Annotated in this window: 15 protein-coding genes; 14 read left to right on the top strand and 1 reads right to left on the bottom strand. The window is 35.9% G+C overall.

What is annotated here, in order from left to right:
- Nucleotides 1–109: 109 nt before the first annotated feature.
- Nucleotides 110–826: an aquaporin Z gene (gene aqpZ / locus NK356_RS18145; protein ID WP_034696881.1), complete on the bottom strand. Its 717-nt coding sequence runs from the start codon at nt 824–826 to the stop codon at nt 110–112.
- A gap of 218 nt (nt 827–1044) precedes the next feature.
- Here aqpZ and NK356_RS18140 point away from each other — a divergent pair, with 218 nt between their 5' ends.
- From NK356_RS18140 to NK356_RS18075, 14 genes are all read left to right on the top strand, one after another.
- The gene (locus NK356_RS18140; RefSeq protein WP_034696827.1) at nt 1045–1665 is read left to right on the top strand and encodes a DUF5715 family protein; all 621 of its coding nucleotides are present in this window, start codon (nt 1045–1047) and stop codon (nt 1663–1665) included.
- 62 nt (nt 1666–1727) lie between these two features.
- The gene (locus NK356_RS18135) at nt 1728–2507 is read left to right on the top strand and encodes a hypothetical protein (protein ID WP_253317655.1); all 780 of its coding nucleotides are present in this window, start codon (nt 1728–1730) and stop codon (nt 2505–2507) included.
- Between the two features lie 16 nt (nt 2508–2523).
- A complete protein-coding gene (locus NK356_RS18130; RefSeq protein WP_253317654.1) occupies nt 2524–3147 on the top strand; it encodes a hypothetical protein in 624 nt (207 codons plus the stop codon).
- Between the two features lie 200 nt (nt 3148–3347).
- Nucleotides 3348–3929 (top strand): sensor histidine kinase, encoded by a 582-nt coding sequence (locus NK356_RS18125; RefSeq protein ID WP_253317666.1) that lies wholly within the window; start codon nt 3348–3350, stop codon nt 3927–3929.
- Complete coding sequence (locus NK356_RS18120) at nt 3898–4575, top strand: response regulator (protein ID WP_253317653.1); 678 nt, start codon at nt 3898–3900, stop codon at nt 4573–4575. Before NK356_RS18125 ends, NK356_RS18120 begins: the two co-directional genes overlap by 32 nt.
- 151 nt (nt 4576–4726) lie before the next feature.
- Nucleotides 4727–6082 (top strand): DUF2235 domain-containing protein, encoded by a 1356-nt coding sequence (locus NK356_RS18115; protein WP_034696835.1) that lies wholly within the window; start codon nt 4727–4729, stop codon nt 6080–6082.
- 252 nt (nt 6083–6334) lie between these two features.
- Nucleotides 6335–7072 carry a hypothetical protein gene (locus NK356_RS18110; RefSeq protein ID WP_034696837.1) on the top strand — a complete coding sequence of 246 codons (738 nt, stop codon included), beginning with the start codon at nt 6335–6337 and terminating at the stop codon, nt 7070–7072.
- A 140-nt stretch (nt 7073–7212) separates the two neighbouring features.
- Nucleotides 7213–9141, top strand: a complete 1929-nt coding sequence (locus NK356_RS18105; RefSeq protein ID WP_034696839.1) for an ABC-F family ATP-binding cassette domain-containing protein — start codon at nt 7213–7215, stop codon at nt 9139–9141.
- 148 nt (nt 9142–9289) lie between these two features.
- Nucleotides 9290–9646: a hypothetical protein gene (locus NK356_RS18100; protein WP_034696841.1), complete on the top strand. Its 357-nt coding sequence runs from the start codon at nt 9290–9292 to the stop codon at nt 9644–9646.
- A 261-nt stretch (nt 9647–9907) separates the two neighbouring features.
- Nucleotides 9908–12301: a TonB-dependent receptor gene (locus tag NK356_RS18095; protein ID WP_253317652.1), complete on the top strand. Its 2394-nt coding sequence runs from the start codon at nt 9908–9910 to the stop codon at nt 12299–12301.
- Nucleotides 12302–12319: 18 nt separating this feature from the next.
- Nucleotides 12320–12907: a hypothetical protein gene (locus NK356_RS18090; protein ID WP_253317651.1), complete on the top strand. Its 588-nt coding sequence runs from the start codon at nt 12320–12322 to the stop codon at nt 12905–12907.
- Nucleotides 12908–13045: 138 nt separating this feature from the next.
- Nucleotides 13046–14380, top strand: coding sequence for a trigger factor (locus tag NK356_RS18085; RefSeq protein WP_253317650.1), 1335 nt, complete (start codon nt 13046–13048; stop codon nt 14378–14380).
- A gap of 194 nt (nt 14381–14574) precedes the next feature.
- Entirely contained in the window at nt 14575–15261 is a 687-nt protein-coding gene (locus tag NK356_RS18080) for a hypothetical protein (protein ID WP_034696849.1), read from the top strand.
- A 153-nt stretch (nt 15262–15414) separates the two neighbouring features.
- On the top strand, nt 15415–18282 hold the full coding sequence (locus tag NK356_RS18075) for a pitrilysin family protein (RefSeq protein ID WP_253317649.1): 2868 nt from the start codon (nt 15415–15417) through the stop codon (nt 18280–18282).
- The last annotated feature ends 69 nt before the right edge of the window (nt 18283–18351 follow it).

Raw genomic sequence — 18351 nt, 5'->3', positions numbered from 1 at the left:
TTATAAAAACTTTGCGTTTACAAAGAATTTCAAAACAATTTATTCAAAATCAGAAATAAAAAAATCCTGCCGCCTGACAGGATTTTATCATTGAATATTATTTTAAAAATTAATCTGCAATTTCAGCAGTATCTCTCTGAAGTAAGAACTTGTAGATCAATCCACCTACAACTCCTCCCAAAATAGGAGCTACCCAGAACAACCAAAGCTGTGACATCGCAATTCCTCCCATAAAGACTGCCTGAGAAAGTGATCTCGCAGGGTTTACAGAAGTATTGGTAATCGGGATAGAGATCAGGTGAATCAAAGTAAGCGCAAGACCGATGGCAAGACCGGCAAACTTACCGTTAGCCCATTTATCCGTAGCTCCCATGATTACAATAAGGAAAAATGCGGTTAATAGAAACTCAGCAAGAAATGCTGCTCCCATACTGAAAGCTTTTCCATTGTAAACGGCTTCACCGTAAAAGTTAGTGGCAAAATCTCCGGGTTTTGAGAATTCTACCGCTCCGGCACCGTTAAGAATTGTATACAGGCATCCTGCTGCTACAATCGCTCCCAAACACTGGGCTACAATGTAAGGAATAAGGTCTTTTGCAGGAAATCTTCCGCCTGCTAAAAGCCCGAAAGAAACTGCCGGATTAAAGTGTCCTCCTGAGATATGCCCTACAGCGTAAGCCATGGTAAGAACAGTAAGACCGAAGGCTAAAGCAACGCCTAAAAGTCCGATGCCGATGTCTGGAACACCCGCTGCGAAAACAGCGCTTCCACACCCTCCGAAAACAAGCCAAAATGTGCCGAAAAATTCAGCGAAAAGTTTTTTTATCATGTTGTTTATTGTTTATGTATCTCAAATGTAAAATTTAAATCTTAAAGTAAAAAGTTAAAACTGAAAAAATATTTCAAAAAAGAGGGAACAAAAATTGCAAAATCTGTAATTTGGTGTAATGTTTGTTTGGGATTTGTTGAGAGAGTATTATCGTCAGTCTTGAAAGATCCAACATAAATGTTTTATCTTTCATTTGTAATTTAAAAGGAAGGTGAATGAGAAAGTTTTTTTGTGTGGTCTTTGTACCTTTTATTTATAGTTTACATTATTCGCAGGCAGCCAAAAAAGCTTTTCCCTGCTATGATCTTGCCACTGTATTGAAGGTAGAACCTACACCGCTTTATAAATCTCATCTTGATGCTTCCAAAGGTTTTGGAGTGCAATTATTGAAAGATTCCAAAACCATACAGAAATATATCAACAACGGAAAATTCCACAAAATAAAAAAATCCGGTAAAGGGTATCAGGTCCAGAGACTTGATTATAGCAGAGCTTATATGGTATCCAAGGCAAAAACAACTCTGGAAAAAATAGGGTCTAAATTCAGTAAGGATACAAAAGGCGGTACATTTACTGTTTCATCTATTACCAGAACCCTTGAAGACCAGTGCAGGCTGAGAAGAGTGAATTCAAACGCCTCGCTAGGGATTAGTTCTCACAACTATGGCAACTCTTTTGACATTTCTTACGTAAGATTCAACAACGTTTTAAAATACAATCCGAAAATGGAAGTGGCTCTGGAGAAAGTTTTAAAGCATTATGAGAAAGCTGGTAGAATATATTACATCAAAGAGAGGCAACAGAGCTGTTATCATATTACTGTGAAAAATTATTAATTAAAATCCTCTTGCATAGCATATTTAGTTTGTATATTTTTATACGACTAAAAACTATGCTTATGTCAACATTAAACATTGTAGACTATATGCTGCCTGTAGAAGAATGTAGAGCAGCGTCAAACCAGTGGAAAGCATGTCTTTCTGACTTTTCCAAAATTCAAAAGCTTATCCCTACCAACTATGTTTTTAATATTTCCAGAGAACACCTTGAATGGATGAGGGGGTTTAAGGATTATAAAGACTTCTGTGCTGCAGTAGGAATTTACAGAGACCGATTGATTCTTATCTTTTATCCTATGAACAATGATGGGGTAAAAATAGACGTAAAAGAATATCCATACAGCTTTCTTACCGAGCTTGAAAAAGATCTGAGACTGCAGGAAATTCAGGAATATACCCTGATTAGAAATGCGGTTCTTTCTAAAGATCTTGAAAGCATGGAGAAAAATGCCAACATGGGATTGCCGGTTTCCAATACACCAATTCTTGAACAGGACAAAGCTGTAGATGCTATTGAACGTTGGAGAAATCAAGGTATGGACTGGTTCTATAAAGAGACCAGAGAAAATCAGGGTAGTGGAATTTTCAGAAAATTCTATGTTCCTACAGCAGACCTTTGCCTTTCTGACGATGGTTTGGCTGGTATTACCTGTTCTTTTGGGATCAGATACAATGATATTTACGGAAAAATGTTGGTAACGCTTATCTTTATCTCTTTCCGTGAAAACCTTAGAAGTGCAGAACTGGGAGCAGAATCAATTTCCAATACTTACGACTGGGCAAAACCATGTCCTCCTATCTGCCGTATCCCAGATGTAGATGTAGGAAGTGAATTTTAAAACGATATACTGAGGAATGGCTGAACTTTATAAGGCAATTTTATTCCTGAACTATGCACTGCTCCTGTCCGTTATACTACTGGGAGCAGCAAAATACCGCATATTAAATCATAAAGAAAAGCAATATTTTCATTGTATTGCTTTTCTTTTTTTTATTGAATTGCTGAATCTGGCGCTGCCTTATATCTTCAGACTGAATGATACATCATTTCTCTATCCTCTCTATATAGCGGGAGAGTTTTTTCTACTGACAGGTTTATTTATCAGAAAGCTGGACTGGCCAAAATCAGTTCTTGGAGTCGTTGGAGTGCTAGCAGCCGGTTTTATGATCTCGAAATATGGATTTGATTATCCTGCCAATGCTGATATAGCGAAAGTGGTTTCCAATATTATCATTATTTGCTTGTCAGGATTTACCCTGATTCTTGAGATTAAAAATACCTCTACACAGAACCGCTTTCTTCTTGTAGATGCCAGTATTTTTTTCTATTACTCTGTCTCAGTATTTATTTTTATCATTCAGCACCAGATCGCCAATCTGTCCGAAAACGATTATTATACTATTCTCAGTGCCAATAATATTCTTTCGAGTATTTTGTACTGTTCATTTTTATATACTTTTTTCAGATTAAAGAAGTAACTTTAAATATCAATCTGCTGATCCTGATAATTGTTACCATAACAGTTATCGTATCCTTTATTCTGTTAGCTTACAGAGCTTTTATTACCAGAATTATTAAGGAAAAAAATGTACAGCATGAAGCGGAAGTTCTTCATCAGAAAAAATTAGTTCTGGAAAATATTAAGGCTCAGGAAGAAGAAAGAAAAAGAATTGCAGTGATGATTCATGATGATATCGGAAACCGCCTCAATATTCTTTCTTTATGGCTGAATAACCTCGATACTCAGGGTGATGAGCTGATCAAAAAGAATATCTACGGCCAGATGTCTTCCCTGATTGATGCGGCCAGAAGTATTTCCCATTCATTATACCCTGTAAACCTGGAATCTGTGGGTCTGGTTTTATATGTTGAAGAATTAATAGCCAACCTTTCCCATAAAATCAATATTTCCCTGCAGGTAATGTCTGGATATGAAAAGAAAGATCTTTTCGTGGAAGTACAGCTGTACAGGATTATTCAGGAGTTTACTACCAATGTGATCAAGCATTCAGATGCAACAGATCTTTGGATTTATATTAAGGATTATCCTGAAAATATGACTGTTGTAATTTCTGATAACGGACAGGGATTTGAATATGAAGAAGTGAAAAAAGGGATGGGAATTAAAAATATTGAATCCCGCATCAAATCAATGAACGCCACACACAAATGGAAAAAAACATTTTCGAATAAAGGAAGTCGTTTAATCATAAAAATTCCAAAATATCATGAGTTCCCAAATCAAACTAGCACTGATTGATGATGAACAGCTGATCCTCGAAGGGGTAAAAATGTTGCTGTCCAATGAAAAAAATATATCGGTTTGCCTTACCGCAGATAATGGCCCCGATTTTATTGAAGACCTCGGAAAACTTTCAAAAGATGAATTTCCTGATATTGCTTTGATAGATGTTCAGATGAAACCAATGAACGGTTTTGAACTGGTAGAAATCCTGAAAGAAAAATATCCCGATCTTAAAATTATTATCCTCTCATCACACTATAAAACCTCTATTCTTGGATATATGGTGAAGCTGGGAGTATCAGCATTTCTTCCCAAAAATTCGAATAAGAAAACCTTTATTGATGCCATTACAATGGTGGATAAAAACGGAGTCTTTTTCACGGCTGAAGATCATCAGATGCTGTTTACTTATATGAACAGTTCTGCCAAGAAAAATTCACTTTTTGAAACAGAAGACGAATTATCTGAAAGAGAAAAAGATGTGGTAAAACTAATCTGCCAGGAATTTACCAATAATGAAATAGGAGAAAAACTCTTTATCAGCCCAAGAACTGTAGAAAGTCACCGACAGCGTATTTTGGAGAAGATTGGAGCTAAAAATACAGTGGGAATAGTAATCTATGCCATTGTTAATAATATTTATTCTCTTGAAAAAATATAATCTGATTCCGTAGAAATACGGATTTTTTTATTTGGTACTTTTCACTCTAGTGAACCTTATTTTTCTTCTGTTATTTTGGAATGTCTCTTTGAGGGATTTTAATTGAAAAAAACACAAACAAGATCTGTAATAAAAAAATTAAAGTAAAAACATGAATGGCAGTAGAGTGATTTCCGTCGGGATTTTCTTTGACGGTACAGGAAATAATGGAGTAAATATTCTTTCACCGGATAAACCGCTGAACAATAATGAAAGCTATTATGGAACTTTCAGCAATATCTATAAATTATACAGTTTATTCGTTGGAGATGAAAAAATATATATTGAAGGAATTGGCACCGCAACAGGTAATGAAGATAATAATTTTGCCATGGCAACATGTGCAAATCCACCTTATGGAAGCGGATATTCATCTGATGATAAACTTCAGAAAGCCGGAGATTTTGTACAAAAAATAACCCATGATGAAACCAAGGAATACCATTTCTATATCTACGGATTCGGGAGAGGAGGTATGCTGGCAAGAACTTTCTGTAATCAGCTTCTGACATTTTATGCGGTAGGAAATTGCAGAATAAAATTTTTGGGCCTTTTTGATACGGTAGAGTCTAAGCCTTTTAATACTTATAATATGAAGATATCTGCACAGGTAGAGAATGCTTTGCATTTCTGTGCGGTCAATGAAGGCAGGTTTTTCTTTCCATTGACAGGTTTGTTTGAGAATTCGAAAACAATGCAGGATCAGAAATCAGAAAATCAGTCCTCCGTTTGGAAAGAAGTATTTGTTCCTGGGGATCATGCAGATATTGGAGGCGGATATTTGGAAGGTCCGCAATCTGTTTATATTTCTACAGATTTCACGAATGTTGATGATCTGCATAACTATGTTTCCGATATCAGAAATGCAAAAACCAATGCTGATGGAAATAAAATATGGGATGTTTTACTCTCGGAATATAAAGTGGAAACGGTGGATGGTCTTTCGCAGGCCTATGTTTGCCGGGATAAAGTATATAATGACCTGTCAAAAGTATATGGAAAACTGATGATGGACGAAACCAATACCATATTATCAGTATTTAGTACCGAGAATGAAGCGTATTTTGGAACAGATTATAATAAACATGCTTTTCTTCATCGGTTTTATATCAAAATGAAAGAATATGTGAAGGATCTTTCTGCAAACAAAAAACCAATATATGATTTTGGAAGATTTGTGGATTATACTCATATTTCATCAAACTTCGGATTGTATAGTGATAGTTTTCAGTACAGAACTCAGCGTGAAATTAATATTGAGCTGATCAATAATGGATTAAACGTCTCAAGCCGTACCTCTGTGGATGAAACAAGCCAGACAAAAAGGCTTTCTGTAGAACTTCATTTGCCGGAAGACAGCTTTGTTGCAGATTTTCTGTATGGAACAAACGTTCCCAATAATGATATCTGGGTTCGTTCTATTGTGAAAATACCGGCAACTACCATATTAAATGAATGGAAGAATTAATGAAAATACTTCTCAGTTTTAAATTTAGGTTAGGGGACATCTGAGGGTGTCTCCTTTTTTTTGTAATTTATTAACGATCAGTTGAGTATAATTACGGAATGTTAAATTTAGTACATTCTACTGTAAATTTTGAATAGTAATTCCCGTTACTTTGAGTTGCTCATTTCACGAAGCTTCAGAAAATAATATGAGCAAAGGCGTATTCTGAAAAGCCTAATATCAAAAAGAGTAAGAACACCAAAGATTAAAACAATGGAAAAGACACTCATTCAAAAATCAGGAACTACATTATACACAATTAACTTTGATTTTACATCACAAGAACAAAAAGCCATTTTACAGTATCTTCAGGAAAATGGTTACCAGCTTATGGGATATAAAGGAGCTACAGGTTTTGATCAGCTTAATACAGGAGTGCCGGCTTGGTTTGCCATCAACTTTATGGATGTTTTTGGTACAATAGAAATTGATTGTGAACCCCAATATAAAGTATATGTTTATAATAAAGGAATTATTGAGCCAAACTCAACCATTCAGATGCAGGCTTTATCAGAGGAAATTCCCTTGGGTACAGCAGTAACTTTCCATCCGGATGGTTCATTTTCGATAAACGGACCAGCTCCTGCAGGAATGATTACAGTAAGAAATGACAGATTCCTGGGTATACCTAATATAACCATTGGACTTGCAGCAAAAGTAAACGGAGAGTTTCAGCCATTCTGTGCATTTAGTTGTATGTCACAGGGACAGGTGACTATGCAGCCTAATGAAAATATAGTTTTATTCGCTGCACAGACCAATATGAATTCAGGATCTGTTACCAACCGTACAATGGCACCGGGATGTAAATTCATATTCAGTGATAAGAATGTACAATATGACTTAGAGATGATTCCCGGAACTTATGGTATTACAAACGCACCCGGAGCAGCTCCGGTAGTTCCTGTATCAGAAGGACAGTCAATATTACAGCTTATCAATATTCATTAAATAAATCCTTTTCTGAAATCCGTTTTCGTAAGAGAAAAAGCTGTCCGTTTTGGGCAGTTTTTTTATTTCTCGGCTATTCATTTCTTTTTCCGTATTTTTGCACCCGAAAATTCATTATTCATTACTAATTATTAATTAAGATGCTTTCGGTTCAAAGTTTAGGATTACACCATTCAGGAAATTATTTATTTCAAAATGTCAATTTCACCATTAAAAAGGATGATAAAGTAGGTCTCGTTGGTAAAAATGGAGCAGGAAAATCCACTTTATTGAAAATGCTTTCCGGAGAAATTAATTTCTACGAAGGAGAAGTGGTGACTGAAGGAAGTGTTACCATTGGTTTCCTGAAGCAGGATCTTGATTTCGTAAAAGGAAGAACAGTGTGGGCAGAAACCATGCAGGCTTTCGAACAGATCAATGCCTGGAAAAATGAGCTTGAAGAGGTGAATCACCAAATGACTGTGAGAACAGACTACGAAAGTGATTCTTATACAGATCTGATTAATAAAATGACCGAACTGAATGACCTTTTGATGAACCATGATGCCTACAATCTTGAAGGTGACATGGAAAAAGTGTTGTTTGGTTTAGGATTTAAAGCCGATGATTTCCAAAAAATCACTGATGAATTTTCCGGAGGATGGAGAATGAGAATCGAATTGGCAAAATTACTTCTTCAGAAGAACGATATTATGCTTCTCGATGAGCCTACCAACCACCTGGATATGGAATCCATCATCTGGCTGGAGAACTTCCTGAAAGATTATCCGGGAGCTATTGTTCTGGTAAGTCACGATAAACAGTTTATGACAGCGGTGTGTAACCGTACTTTTGATATCAACAACAGAAAAGTTGACGACTATAAAGCCAACTATTCAAAATATCTGGTAATGAGAGAAGATCGCCGTGAAAAACTGATTCAGGCTAAAAAGAATCAGGATGCGGAGATCAAGCAAATGGAAGACAACATTAATAAGTTCCGTGCAAGTGCTACCAAAGCGTCTTTCGCACAGTCACTTATTAAAAAATTAGATAAAATCGAACGTATTGAAGTTGATAACGAAGACGTTTCAAAATTCAATATCCGTTTCGTACAGTCTATGGTTCCGGGGAAAGTGATCTTCGAAGCCATCAATCTTGGAAAAGCTTACGGGCAGAAGCAGATTTTTGATGATGTAGACTTTATTGTTCAGAGAGGAGACAGAATTGCCCTTCTAGGACAGAACGGACAGGGAAAAACAACGTTGGCTAAAATTTTAGCAGGAGATATTAAAGATTATTCCGGTGCCTGGAATCTTGGGCACAATGTCAATATCGGATATTTCGCTCAGAATCAGGAAGAGGTTTTAACACCTAATAAAACTGTTTTGGAAGAAGCTGAAGATGCTGCAACAGAAGAAACAAGGCCAAGAGTAAGAGATTTATTAGGATCTTTCCTTTTCCAGGGAGATGCTGTTACTAAAAAGACAAAAGTACTTTCCGGAGGAGAAAGAAACCGTCTGGCACTTTGTAAACTGCTACTTCGTCCTTTCAATACTTTGATTATGGACGAACCTACCAACCACTTGGATATCCAGTCTAAGGAAATTATCAAGCTGGCACTGCAGAATTTTGAAGGAACTTTAATCGTAATCTCGCACGACAGGGAATTCCTTCAGGGACTTTGTGATAAGATCTACGAATTCCGTGATGGGAAAATGAAAGAATTCCTTGGAGATATCAACGAATACCTTGAGTACAGACAAAAGGAAACCATCAGAGAAATTTCGGCAGAAAAGGCAAAACTTCACAGTGAAGTAAAGGTAGAACCTAAGAAAGTAGAAGAAAAACCTGTAGTAACCAGCAGCCAATCTTCCAATATTGTAAGTAAAGAACAAAAAAATATTCAGAATAAAATCAAAAAAGTAGAAGAAAAAATTTCCGAGCTTGAAACAAAAGTAGAGCAAATGGAAGCTTCTTTTGCTAAAGAAAATCCTTCCGATGAAACCTTAGAACAATACAATAAAGCTAAGGAAGAGCTGGATACAGCTTTACAGGAGTGGGAATATCTTGGAACACAACTGGATTAAACTAAAATATAAATGCTTCATCAACTCAATAAGATGAAGCATTTTTTTTGTAACAAAATTGTACTCATTTCTACCTATTGTCAACAATCATTAAGTAATTTAATAAAAGTTTAAGGAAACAATTAAATTATTTTCATAATTTTGAACCATGATTTTTAAAGAAAGCAGAAACCTAAAGAGTTTTATCTCCAAGCTATTGTTTGGAGTATATTTCCTTGCGCTGCTTTCTCAAAGCTTTCACCATCACGATTCGGTAGACTATTTTAAGGCTTTTCATCTTAAAAAAGTAGAGAATACGATGACGAAAGCTGTTACTAAAGAGAAAGCTGGCGACTGTCTGGCCTGCCACTTTTTGGTTACCGGACATACATTAGCTCCTGAAGAATTCAATTTTACTTTTGAGCATTACAGCCATGAAGTAAAACAAATCATCGCCATCCAGGAGAAAATCTGGTCACAGACCAAATTCACTTTTCAGCTTCGGGGACCGCCCGCACTTGCATAATTCATAGATTCTATAGGGTTTAAAGTTTTGTACTTTAAAGTTCAATGTTTACTACTTCAAATTCAATGTTTAAAGGTTAAGGTTTAAAGTTGTTGGGAAAACAACTGATAATCTGTAATTGATATTTAAGAATGTTCAATTACTATTTTCCAGCTCCTAACTTCTTACCAGGAATACATTGTACCATCAAAACTAACCCTTCCCACAAATTTTAACGAAAATGTACCCTGATGAAATGGGTGCGCAATCAATCTATTTACAATGAAATTGATATATTGCCTGCTGCTGATCTTTTGTGGATCAGTATTTACAAGTGCACAAAAAACTTATACTGTAGAGGGAACCGTTCAGGATTTCCATGATAAAACATTGCTGGAAAATGCAGTGATTAAAATCGGGAACTTTACAGCCAAAACAAATAAGAAAGGTAAATTTTCTTTTGACAAAATTCCTGCAGGAAAGTATACACTCATTGCACAACATCCTGATTGTGATGATTATACTGAAAATATAGGAGTTGATCAGGATGTTCAGCTGGTGATTACACTGGAACATCATATTAAAGACATTGAAACTGTGACTATTCATGGTAGTCATAAGAACAATGGAAGTATGGTGGTGAAAACCCTTGATAAATCAACGCTTTCAAGAAATGTCACCGAAAACTTAGGGAATTTATTAACTAATATTTCCGGTGTTAACGTTCTTAAAACAGGAAATAATATTGCTAAACCTATTATCCATGGACTTTATGGAAGCAGGGTTTCCATTATGAATGATGGGGTAAAGCTTGCCGAACAGGAATGGGGAGTAGAGCATGCACCCAATGTAGATGTCAACAATTTTGAACATATCGACGTGATAAAAGGCGCATCAGCCTTGAAGTATGGTGCAGGAGCTGTAGGAGGAGTTGTTGTTTTACAGCCTCAGGTTTTACCTAAAAAAGATACCATTATGGGAAGTGTTTCTCTTTCCGGAATTTCAAACGGAAGAGGAGCTGATCTTAATGTAAAACTAGCAAAAACCTGGGAAAATGGCTGGGGTATAAAAACCAATGGAAGCTATAAAAAACTAGGCGACCTTGAAGCTCCGGAATATGGCTTGATGAATACCGGTCTTGAGAGTTCAGGATTTAATTTTGGGGTGCAGAAAATGACATTTGAAAAAGGTTTTTCTTTTGATTATTATCTGACGAAAAGCACAGTCGGGATTCTTAGAAGTTCTCACGTAGGGAACTCTGAAGATCTGCGTAACGCTCTTACATCACCACAGCCAATCTATCAAAGAGATTTTAGCTATGATATTGATAATCCTAAACAGGAAATCGAACATCATATTGCTAAAGTTTCGGCTTACAAAAGGTTTGAAAATTTTGGAAAAATCACGGCTACTTATAGTTTCCAGTACAATCATAGAAAAGAATATGATATCAGACGTACAGAAGCTTTGAGCAAAAAGCCGGCATTAGATCTTGAACTGATAACGAATGATCTGAATGTAAACCATCTGATAGAAAGAGGAAATTGGAATCTTGAAACAGGAATTAATGCTGGATATCAGAACAATTATTCCAATACTCAAACCGAAGCAAGACGTCTTGTTCCGAACTATGACCGATATTATGCAGGAATTTATTCCGTATTAAAATATAAAATTACTCCCGAACTGGATCTTGAATTGGGAGGAAGATACGATTATGATCATTATGATGTAACAAAATGGTATGATCTGAGCGACTGGAACAAGCTTTATGCGGCAGATTATTCAGATTTTGTAGTAAGAATAAACCAAAACAGAATTCTTACCAACCCATCGTTAACGTATAATAATATTTCAGTAAACGGAGGAATTGTTTATCATCCTTCCGAATATTTTAATCTGAAATTTAATTATGCCAGAGTTTCAAGGTCTCCGAATATTGCAGAGCTTTTTGCTGACGGACTTCACCATTCTGCAGCTATTATTGAAAGAGGAGATATGAGAATGAAAAGCGAAACCGGAAATCAGTTTAACTTGGTGGCAGATGTAAAAGCAAATGTCTTAAAAGGGCTGAATATTTCCGTAAACCCATATTTCTTTTATACTCAGAATTTTATCAACCAGATTCCTACAGGATATCAGAATACCCAGTGGGGCGGAGCTTTTGTGGTGTACAACTATCAACAGATCAATGCAAAAATGTATGGATTGGATATTGATGCCCAACTTAAGATCACAGATAATCTGACTTATAAAGGAAGTGGTTCTTATGTTTATGGGCAGGATACAACCCATGATGTACCGCTTATTCTTATGATGCCTCCGAATTTTAATAATTCATTGGAATTCAATAAAAAAGAATGGAAAAACTTCTATTTCACCGTAAGTAACAATACATATCTGAAACAGACCAGATTTCCTGTTTATAATGTTCCGATCAGATTATTCGATTCAGATGGAAATCCTTATAATGAAGAAGTGGATATTTCTACACCTCCAAACGGATATTCCCTTTGGAACCTTCAGACAGGGGTGAATCTGTCTAAAAATTTCGGAATTGATTTTTCAGTTCGAAATGTATTCAATACGTCTTACAGAGATTATCTGAACAGACTTCGTTTCTTTTCCAACGAAATGGGAAGAAACTTTATTTTAACTCTTAAATATCAATTTTAATTATTTAAAATCAAAAACATGAAAAATATTTTTAAAAATACAACACTTATCTTAGGACTTTTATTCTTAGCTGTTTCTTTAAGCTTAACATCGTGTAACAGAAGCGATGATGAAGCAGATGATCTTCCTCAGGAAGAACTTTCAGATGTTCTCTTAAGAGTAACAGATGCTGCCGGAGGAGCGCCGGTTGTATATGATTATCAGGTAAACAGCACAACGAATCCTAATGTTAAATTGATCAACGGACATACTTATAATGTAGAGGTTATTTTCAAAAACGGAGATGAAGATGCTACTCAGGAAATTAAAGATGCAAAAGATGAACATTTCTTAGTATACAATTTTCCTAACTCTGATATCACTTTAACCCGTACTGATGATGCCAGCTCTACAAGAGGAGACGGAAACCGTGTTGGGTTGAAAACAAAATGGGTAGTAAATACTGCTGTGAAAAATGCCTCTGCCCCTAGCCAGCTGGTTCTTACATTGTTCCACGAGCCGGTAACGGTTTCTGAAGCTTCTGCAGCCAGCGGAAACGGAGTGATTTACGGAACTCATACAGGAGGAGAAACAGATGCACAGGCTAACTATAATATTATTAATTAATATACCTTTAATCTTGTTTGAACCACCGGAATTCTCCGGTGGTTTTTTATTTAACAATATTTGGCGTTATAAGTTGATTTTAAATGGGTATTTTTCATAAAAAATTCATATTTTTGCAACCTAAAATTTTAATCAATAATGAAGGTTACCGCACAAAACCATGATGACGTAAGTGCATTGCTTACAGTAACATTGGAAAAATCTGACTACAAAGAAAAAGTAGAGAAGCAGTTGATTAATTATGCTAAAAATGCGCAAGTTCCTGGATTCAGAAAAGGGAAAGTGCCTTTGAGTATGGTTAAAAAACAATATGAAGCAGGTATTGCATTTGAAGAAATCAACAGACAAGTTTCTGATGCTTTAAACAACTATGTTAATGACAACAAACTAAGATTAGTTGGTCAGCCTGTTCCTCAGCCAGTAAACGAATTCGATTACAATGCTGATCAATTAGAAGTTGCTTTCGAAGTAGGATTTGAGCCTGAATTCACTATAGATTTAGCTAAATATGAAGCTCCTCATTACAAAGTAGAAGCTTCTGATAAAGAAATCGGTAAGAGCATTGAAAACATGCAGAAGCGTTTCGCTGAGCAGGTTCCTCAAGATAAAATCACTAAAGATTCTTACATTGCTTTAGAAGTTTCTCAGGTTGTGGAAGAAGATGCTGAAGGAGAGCACCACCACCACCCAAAAAACCTTACGATTACTGCTGAAAACAAAGAAGCTTTCAAATTGGTAAAAGGTTTGAAAATGGAAGGTTCTGTAAAAGTAACGAAAGAAACTCTTGCAGGTGACGAAGAATTAGCTAAAGAATTAGGATTCGGCAAAGAAGAAGTTGAGCACCTACACCACAATGAACTAGAAGTTAAAGTAAAAGATTTCTATTCATTAGATTTAGCTGAACTTAACCAGGATCTATTCGACAAAGTATACGGAGAAGGAAACATTAAGTCTGAAGATGAGCTTAAGGATAAAGTAAAAACTGAATTAGACGAGTATTTCCAACAGAATGCTGATGTTCACTTCGTGAATAAAGTATTAGAGCAAGTAACAGAGAAAGAAGAAGTAAAACTTCCTGAATCTTTCCTTGTGAAGTGGTTGTTATTCTCTAACCAGAACATCCAGTCTGAAGATCAGGCTAAAGAAATTCTTGAAGCTGAGAAAAACCAATTAAAGTATCAGATTATCGAAGGTAAATTGATGACTGAAAACGAAATCAACCTTGACTATGCTGATGTATTAGCTCAGGCTGAGCAGTTGGTGAAAAACCAATTGGCTATCTACGGAATCCACCACTTAGGGGATGAAGAAATCCAAAAATATGCTGTTGAAATGTTGAAAGACCAGGAGCAGGTAAGACAAATTTCTTCTGAAGTAGCAATGGCTAAATTGAAAGATGTAATTCTTGAAAAAGCTACCAAAAAAGAAACTAAAATTTCTCACGACGAATTTTTAGAAGAACTTAAGAAATAATTATACTCAGATATAAATATTTGAAAACCGTCAATTTTTTGGCGGTTTTTTTTTATCCATCCATTCTAAAGATTACTCAATCATCATCACCAATCATTTATCAATTATCATTCATTACTAATTGCTCATTACTCATTATTTATTTGTATGTCCGCCAATATTCCTATATTTACTTTTTAAACTTTATTATAAATATGAAAAAGATCATCATTCCGTTTTTCTGCGCTGTACTTTTCTCAGTGCCTGCAGCAGCTCAGAAAAAAGGGGCTGCATCTGCTAAAACAGAAGCCGTAAAATCAAAACTTACACCTAAAGAGGTTGTTGATAATTATTTCAAAGCGCTAGGTGGAAAAGATAAACTGGACGCTATAAAATCTACCATTACTGATAACACAGTAGCTGTACAGGGAATGGAAATCCAAATGACCACTAAGAAATTAGGGAATAAATTCAAATCTGTACAATCTTTCATGGGGAAAGAAATGGTACAACTTTTTGACGGTGAAAAAGGATATTTTGATCAGATGGGAACAAAAACAGATATTCCTGCTGATAAAATTGCTGACCTTAAAAAAGGAAAACCAATGGATGCTTTAGCATTTGATGCTTCTAATTTCCAGGCTGTATCTACAGAAAAACTTGACGGAAAAGATTATAATGTATTGTCTTCAGACAAAGGAAAATTCTATTTCGATGCAGGAACGGGACTTTTGTATAAGACAGATGCAGGAGAAGGTAAAGCAACCATTAAAAGCTATATGGCAGTTGATGGAATACAGTTCCCGGCTGAAGTAGATGCTGAAGGTGGAGGTCAGAAAATGACAATTAAAACGACAAAAGTGGTAATCAACTCTGGAGTTACAGATGCTGATTTTAAATAATAAGATACTTTTTAAGAGATAAAAACCGGGAAATTCCCGGTTTTTTTAGTATATAAATAATTTTAACTCAAATTTAACTATAAAAAATATTTTATGATTTCTTCACCTTGTGAATAAATGTTAGTTTTAAACTGTAAATAAAATCAAATAACCATGAAAAAAGTATTATCTTCATTTGCCGTCATTTTCCTGATGTCTGCGAATGCCTTTGGACAGAATATTCCAGTGGATCCATCTGTACGAATTGGTACTCTTTCCAACGGAATGAAGTACTACATCAAAAAAAATACATTACCTGAGAAAAAAGTAGACTTCCGTCTGGCAATCAATGCCGGATCTATTCTTGAAGATGAGAATCAAAGAGGATTGGCTCACTTTATGGAGCACATGAACTTCAACGGAACCAAAAATTTTCCGGATAATAAATTAGTAGACTTTCTACAGTCTATCGGAGTGAAATTCGGGCAACACCTTAATGCATATACCAGCTTTGACGAAACGGTTTACATGCTTCCTGTACCATTAGATAAACCAGGAAATCTGGATGCCGGACTGAAAGTAATGGAAGACTGGGCATTTAATGCAACGCTTTCCGATGAGCAGATCAATAAAGAAAGAGGAGTTGTATTGGAAGAGCTGAGACTGGGTCTTGGAGCTGATAAAAGGATGATGGATAAATATCTTCCCAAGCTTTTATATAAATCTCAGTATGCAGACAGACTGCCAATCGGTAAAAAAGAAGTATTGGAAAACTTCAAACCAGATGTTATCCGAAAATTCCACCAGGACTGGTACAGACCGGATCTGATGGCAATTGTAGTAGTAGGGGACATCAATGTAGACGAAATTGAGAAGAAGATCAAGGATAATTTCAGCAAATATAAAAATCCTTCAAAACCTAGAGAAAGAAAATCTTTTGATCTTCCGAATCATAAAGAAACTTTGGTAGCTATTGAAACAGATCCAGATGCTACCAATTCTATGGTACAGTTTATTATGAAAGATGCTGATGCCTATAAACCTGATGTAACAGTAGAACAGTACAATCAAAGCCTTGTAGAAAATCTTTCAACGACAATGTTAAATAACAGGTTGAGAGAACTCATCAATTCTACAAATCCACCTTTCACTTTCGGATCAGTATACCATGGAGGAACTTATGCAAGAAGCAAAGAAGCGTTCCAGGGATTTGCCATGGTGAAAGAAGGAAACCAGCTGAATGCGTTGAAAGTTCTATTGGAAGAGGTGGAAAGAGCAAAAAGATTTGGATTTACACAGTCTGAACTAGACAGAGCAAAATCTCAGGTACTTTCCAATCTTGAAAGATCTTATAATAACAAAGACAAAACAGAAAGTGAGATTCTGATAGACGAGTATGTAAGAAACTTCCTTGAGCAGGAACCAATCCCGGGAATTGCATGGGAATATGAAGATACCAAAGCTTTCTTGCCATCTGTTACGCTTGCACAAACCAATGAAATCATCAAGAAAATGGTGAAAGATGACAGTAGGGTAATTGTGGTTACAGGGCCTAAAAAAGATAATGTAACCATGCCTACAGAAGCAATGGTTCTGAATACATTTGATGCTGTAAAAATGGCAGATCTTAAGCCTTACGAAGAAAAAGCAACGATCAAAAATCTGGTGAAGCCATTCAAATCTGAAGGGAAAATTGCTAAAACTGAAACAGATGCCAAGTTAGGAACAACAACGTGGACTTTAAGTAACGGAGCGAAAGTTACTTTCAAAAAAACAGATTTTAAAGACGACGAAATCGTATTTACAGCAAGAAGCTTAGGAGGAAGCTCTCTTATCCCTGATGCTGATTACAATAAAACTCAGTTTGCTTTCTCAGCATTAACAGAAGCTGGAGTAGGAGGATTCTCAAAAGCAGATCTTACCAATTATCTTGCCGGTAAACAAGTGAACGTAAATCCTATGGTAACTTCTCTTTTTGAAGGCGTTTCCGGAAGAACTACACAAAAGGATTTAGGAACTGCTATGGAGCTTATGTATGCTTATTTTACAAGCTTAAATTATAATCCTGCTTCCTTTAATGCTTATAAAGAAAAGCAATCTGCAATGCTGAATAACCTGTTGTCTAATCCTCAGGCTTACTTCTCTAATGAGCATGCAAAATTCATGAACCAGAAGAACCCTAGATTTATTGGGGTATTCCCAATGGAGAAAGATTGGGCCAATACAGACTATAAAAAAGCTTACGATATCTATAAAGATAAATTTGCCAATGCAGGAAACTTCCAGTTCTATTTTGTAGGAAACATAGACGAAGCCAAATTTAAAGACGAAGTGCTGCAATATATTGCAAGTCTGCCATCATCCGGAAAAGCAGCAATGTATAAAGATACAGGGTACAGAACGATGACCGGAGATTATAGTAAAGTGTATAAAAAAGGAAAAGATCCTAAGAGTATGGTATCTATCTCTTACAGCGGAGAAGCTCCTTACAATGAAAAAGAAGCTTTAGCATTATCAGCACTTGGAGAGGTGGCTACTATTAAAGTTATCGAAAAGCTGAGAGAAGATGAAAGTGGTATCTATGGAGGTGGTGCCAGAGGAGGAATGAATAAAATACCTTACGGAACGTATAGTTTCGGTATTAATTTCCCTTGTGGTCCGGAAAATGCTGAGAAGCTGACTAAAAGTGCTATTGCAGAGCTTCAGAAGCTTATCGATAATGGTCCTGAACAAAAAGACCTGGATAAATATAAAGAAGGAGAATACAATGACAACAAAACAGAACTTAAAGATAATATGTTCTGGATGAACGCCATTGCTAAGAACCAGTTAGATGGAAGTGACAAGTATGATATCTTAAATTATCAGGATAAAGTAAAAGCACTTACGGTAAAAGATCTTCAGAATGTTGCGAAAAAATATCTTACAAAAGGAAGAATTGTAGCAACCCTAATGCCTGAAGATGGCTGGGAAAAAGCTAAAAAAGAAGAAACTAAAAAAGCAGAAACAGCGACTGTAAAAGCAGGTGCTGCTAATTTGTAATAGCCACGACTTAATCTGACAGTTAGGGTTTAAAAATAATTGTCAGTTATCCAATACTGTCCTTACTTC

This window comes from Chryseobacterium sp. S0630, from assembly GCF_024158915.1.
In the GTDB taxonomy this organism is placed as follows: Bacteria; Bacteroidota; Bacteroidia; order Flavobacteriales; family Weeksellaceae; genus Chryseobacterium.
Note: the sequence above shows the minus strand (reverse complement) of the source record. Positions and strands in the feature narration are given on the sequence as shown.

Bases quoted from the DNA above. Each gene is read 5' to 3' on its own strand.
- NK356_RS18140 (WP_034696827.1), top strand. From the start codon at position 1,045: ATGAGAAAGTTTTTTTGTGTGGTCTTTGTACCTTTTATTTATAGTTTA.
- NK356_RS18135 (WP_253317655.1), top strand. From the start codon at position 1,728: ATGTCAACATTAAACATTGTAGACTATATGCTGCCTGTAGAAGAATGT.
- NK356_RS18130 (WP_253317654.1), top strand. From the start codon at position 2,524: ATGGCTGAACTTTATAAGGCAATTTTATTCCTGAACTATGCACTGCTC.
- NK356_RS18125 (WP_253317666.1), top strand. From the start codon at position 3,348: ATGATTCATGATGATATCGGAAACCGCCTCAATATTCTTTCTTTATGG.
- NK356_RS18120 (WP_253317653.1), top strand. From the start codon at position 3,898: ATGAGTTCCCAAATCAAACTAGCACTGATTGATGATGAACAGCTGATC.
- NK356_RS18115 (WP_034696835.1), top strand. From the start codon at position 4,727: ATGAATGGCAGTAGAGTGATTTCCGTCGGGATTTTCTTTGACGGTACA.
- NK356_RS18110 (WP_034696837.1), top strand. From the start codon at position 6,335: ATGGAAAAGACACTCATTCAAAAATCAGGAACTACATTATACACAATT.
- NK356_RS18105 (WP_034696839.1), top strand. From the start codon at position 7,213: ATGCTTTCGGTTCAAAGTTTAGGATTACACCATTCAGGAAATTATTTA.
- NK356_RS18100 (WP_034696841.1), top strand. From the start codon at position 9,290: ATGATTTTTAAAGAAAGCAGAAACCTAAAGAGTTTTATCTCCAAGCTA.
- NK356_RS18095 (WP_253317652.1), top strand. From the start codon at position 9,908: ATGAAATTGATATATTGCCTGCTGCTGATCTTTTGTGGATCAGTATTT.
- NK356_RS18090 (WP_253317651.1), top strand. From the start codon at position 12,320: ATGAAAAATATTTTTAAAAATACAACACTTATCTTAGGACTTTTATTC.
- NK356_RS18085 (WP_253317650.1), top strand. From the start codon at position 13,046: ATGAAGGTTACCGCACAAAACCATGATGACGTAAGTGCATTGCTTACA.
- NK356_RS18080 (WP_034696849.1), top strand. From the start codon at position 14,575: ATGAAAAAGATCATCATTCCGTTTTTCTGCGCTGTACTTTTCTCAGTG.
- NK356_RS18075 (WP_253317649.1), top strand. From the start codon at position 15,415: ATGAAAAAAGTATTATCTTCATTTGCCGTCATTTTCCTGATGTCTGCG.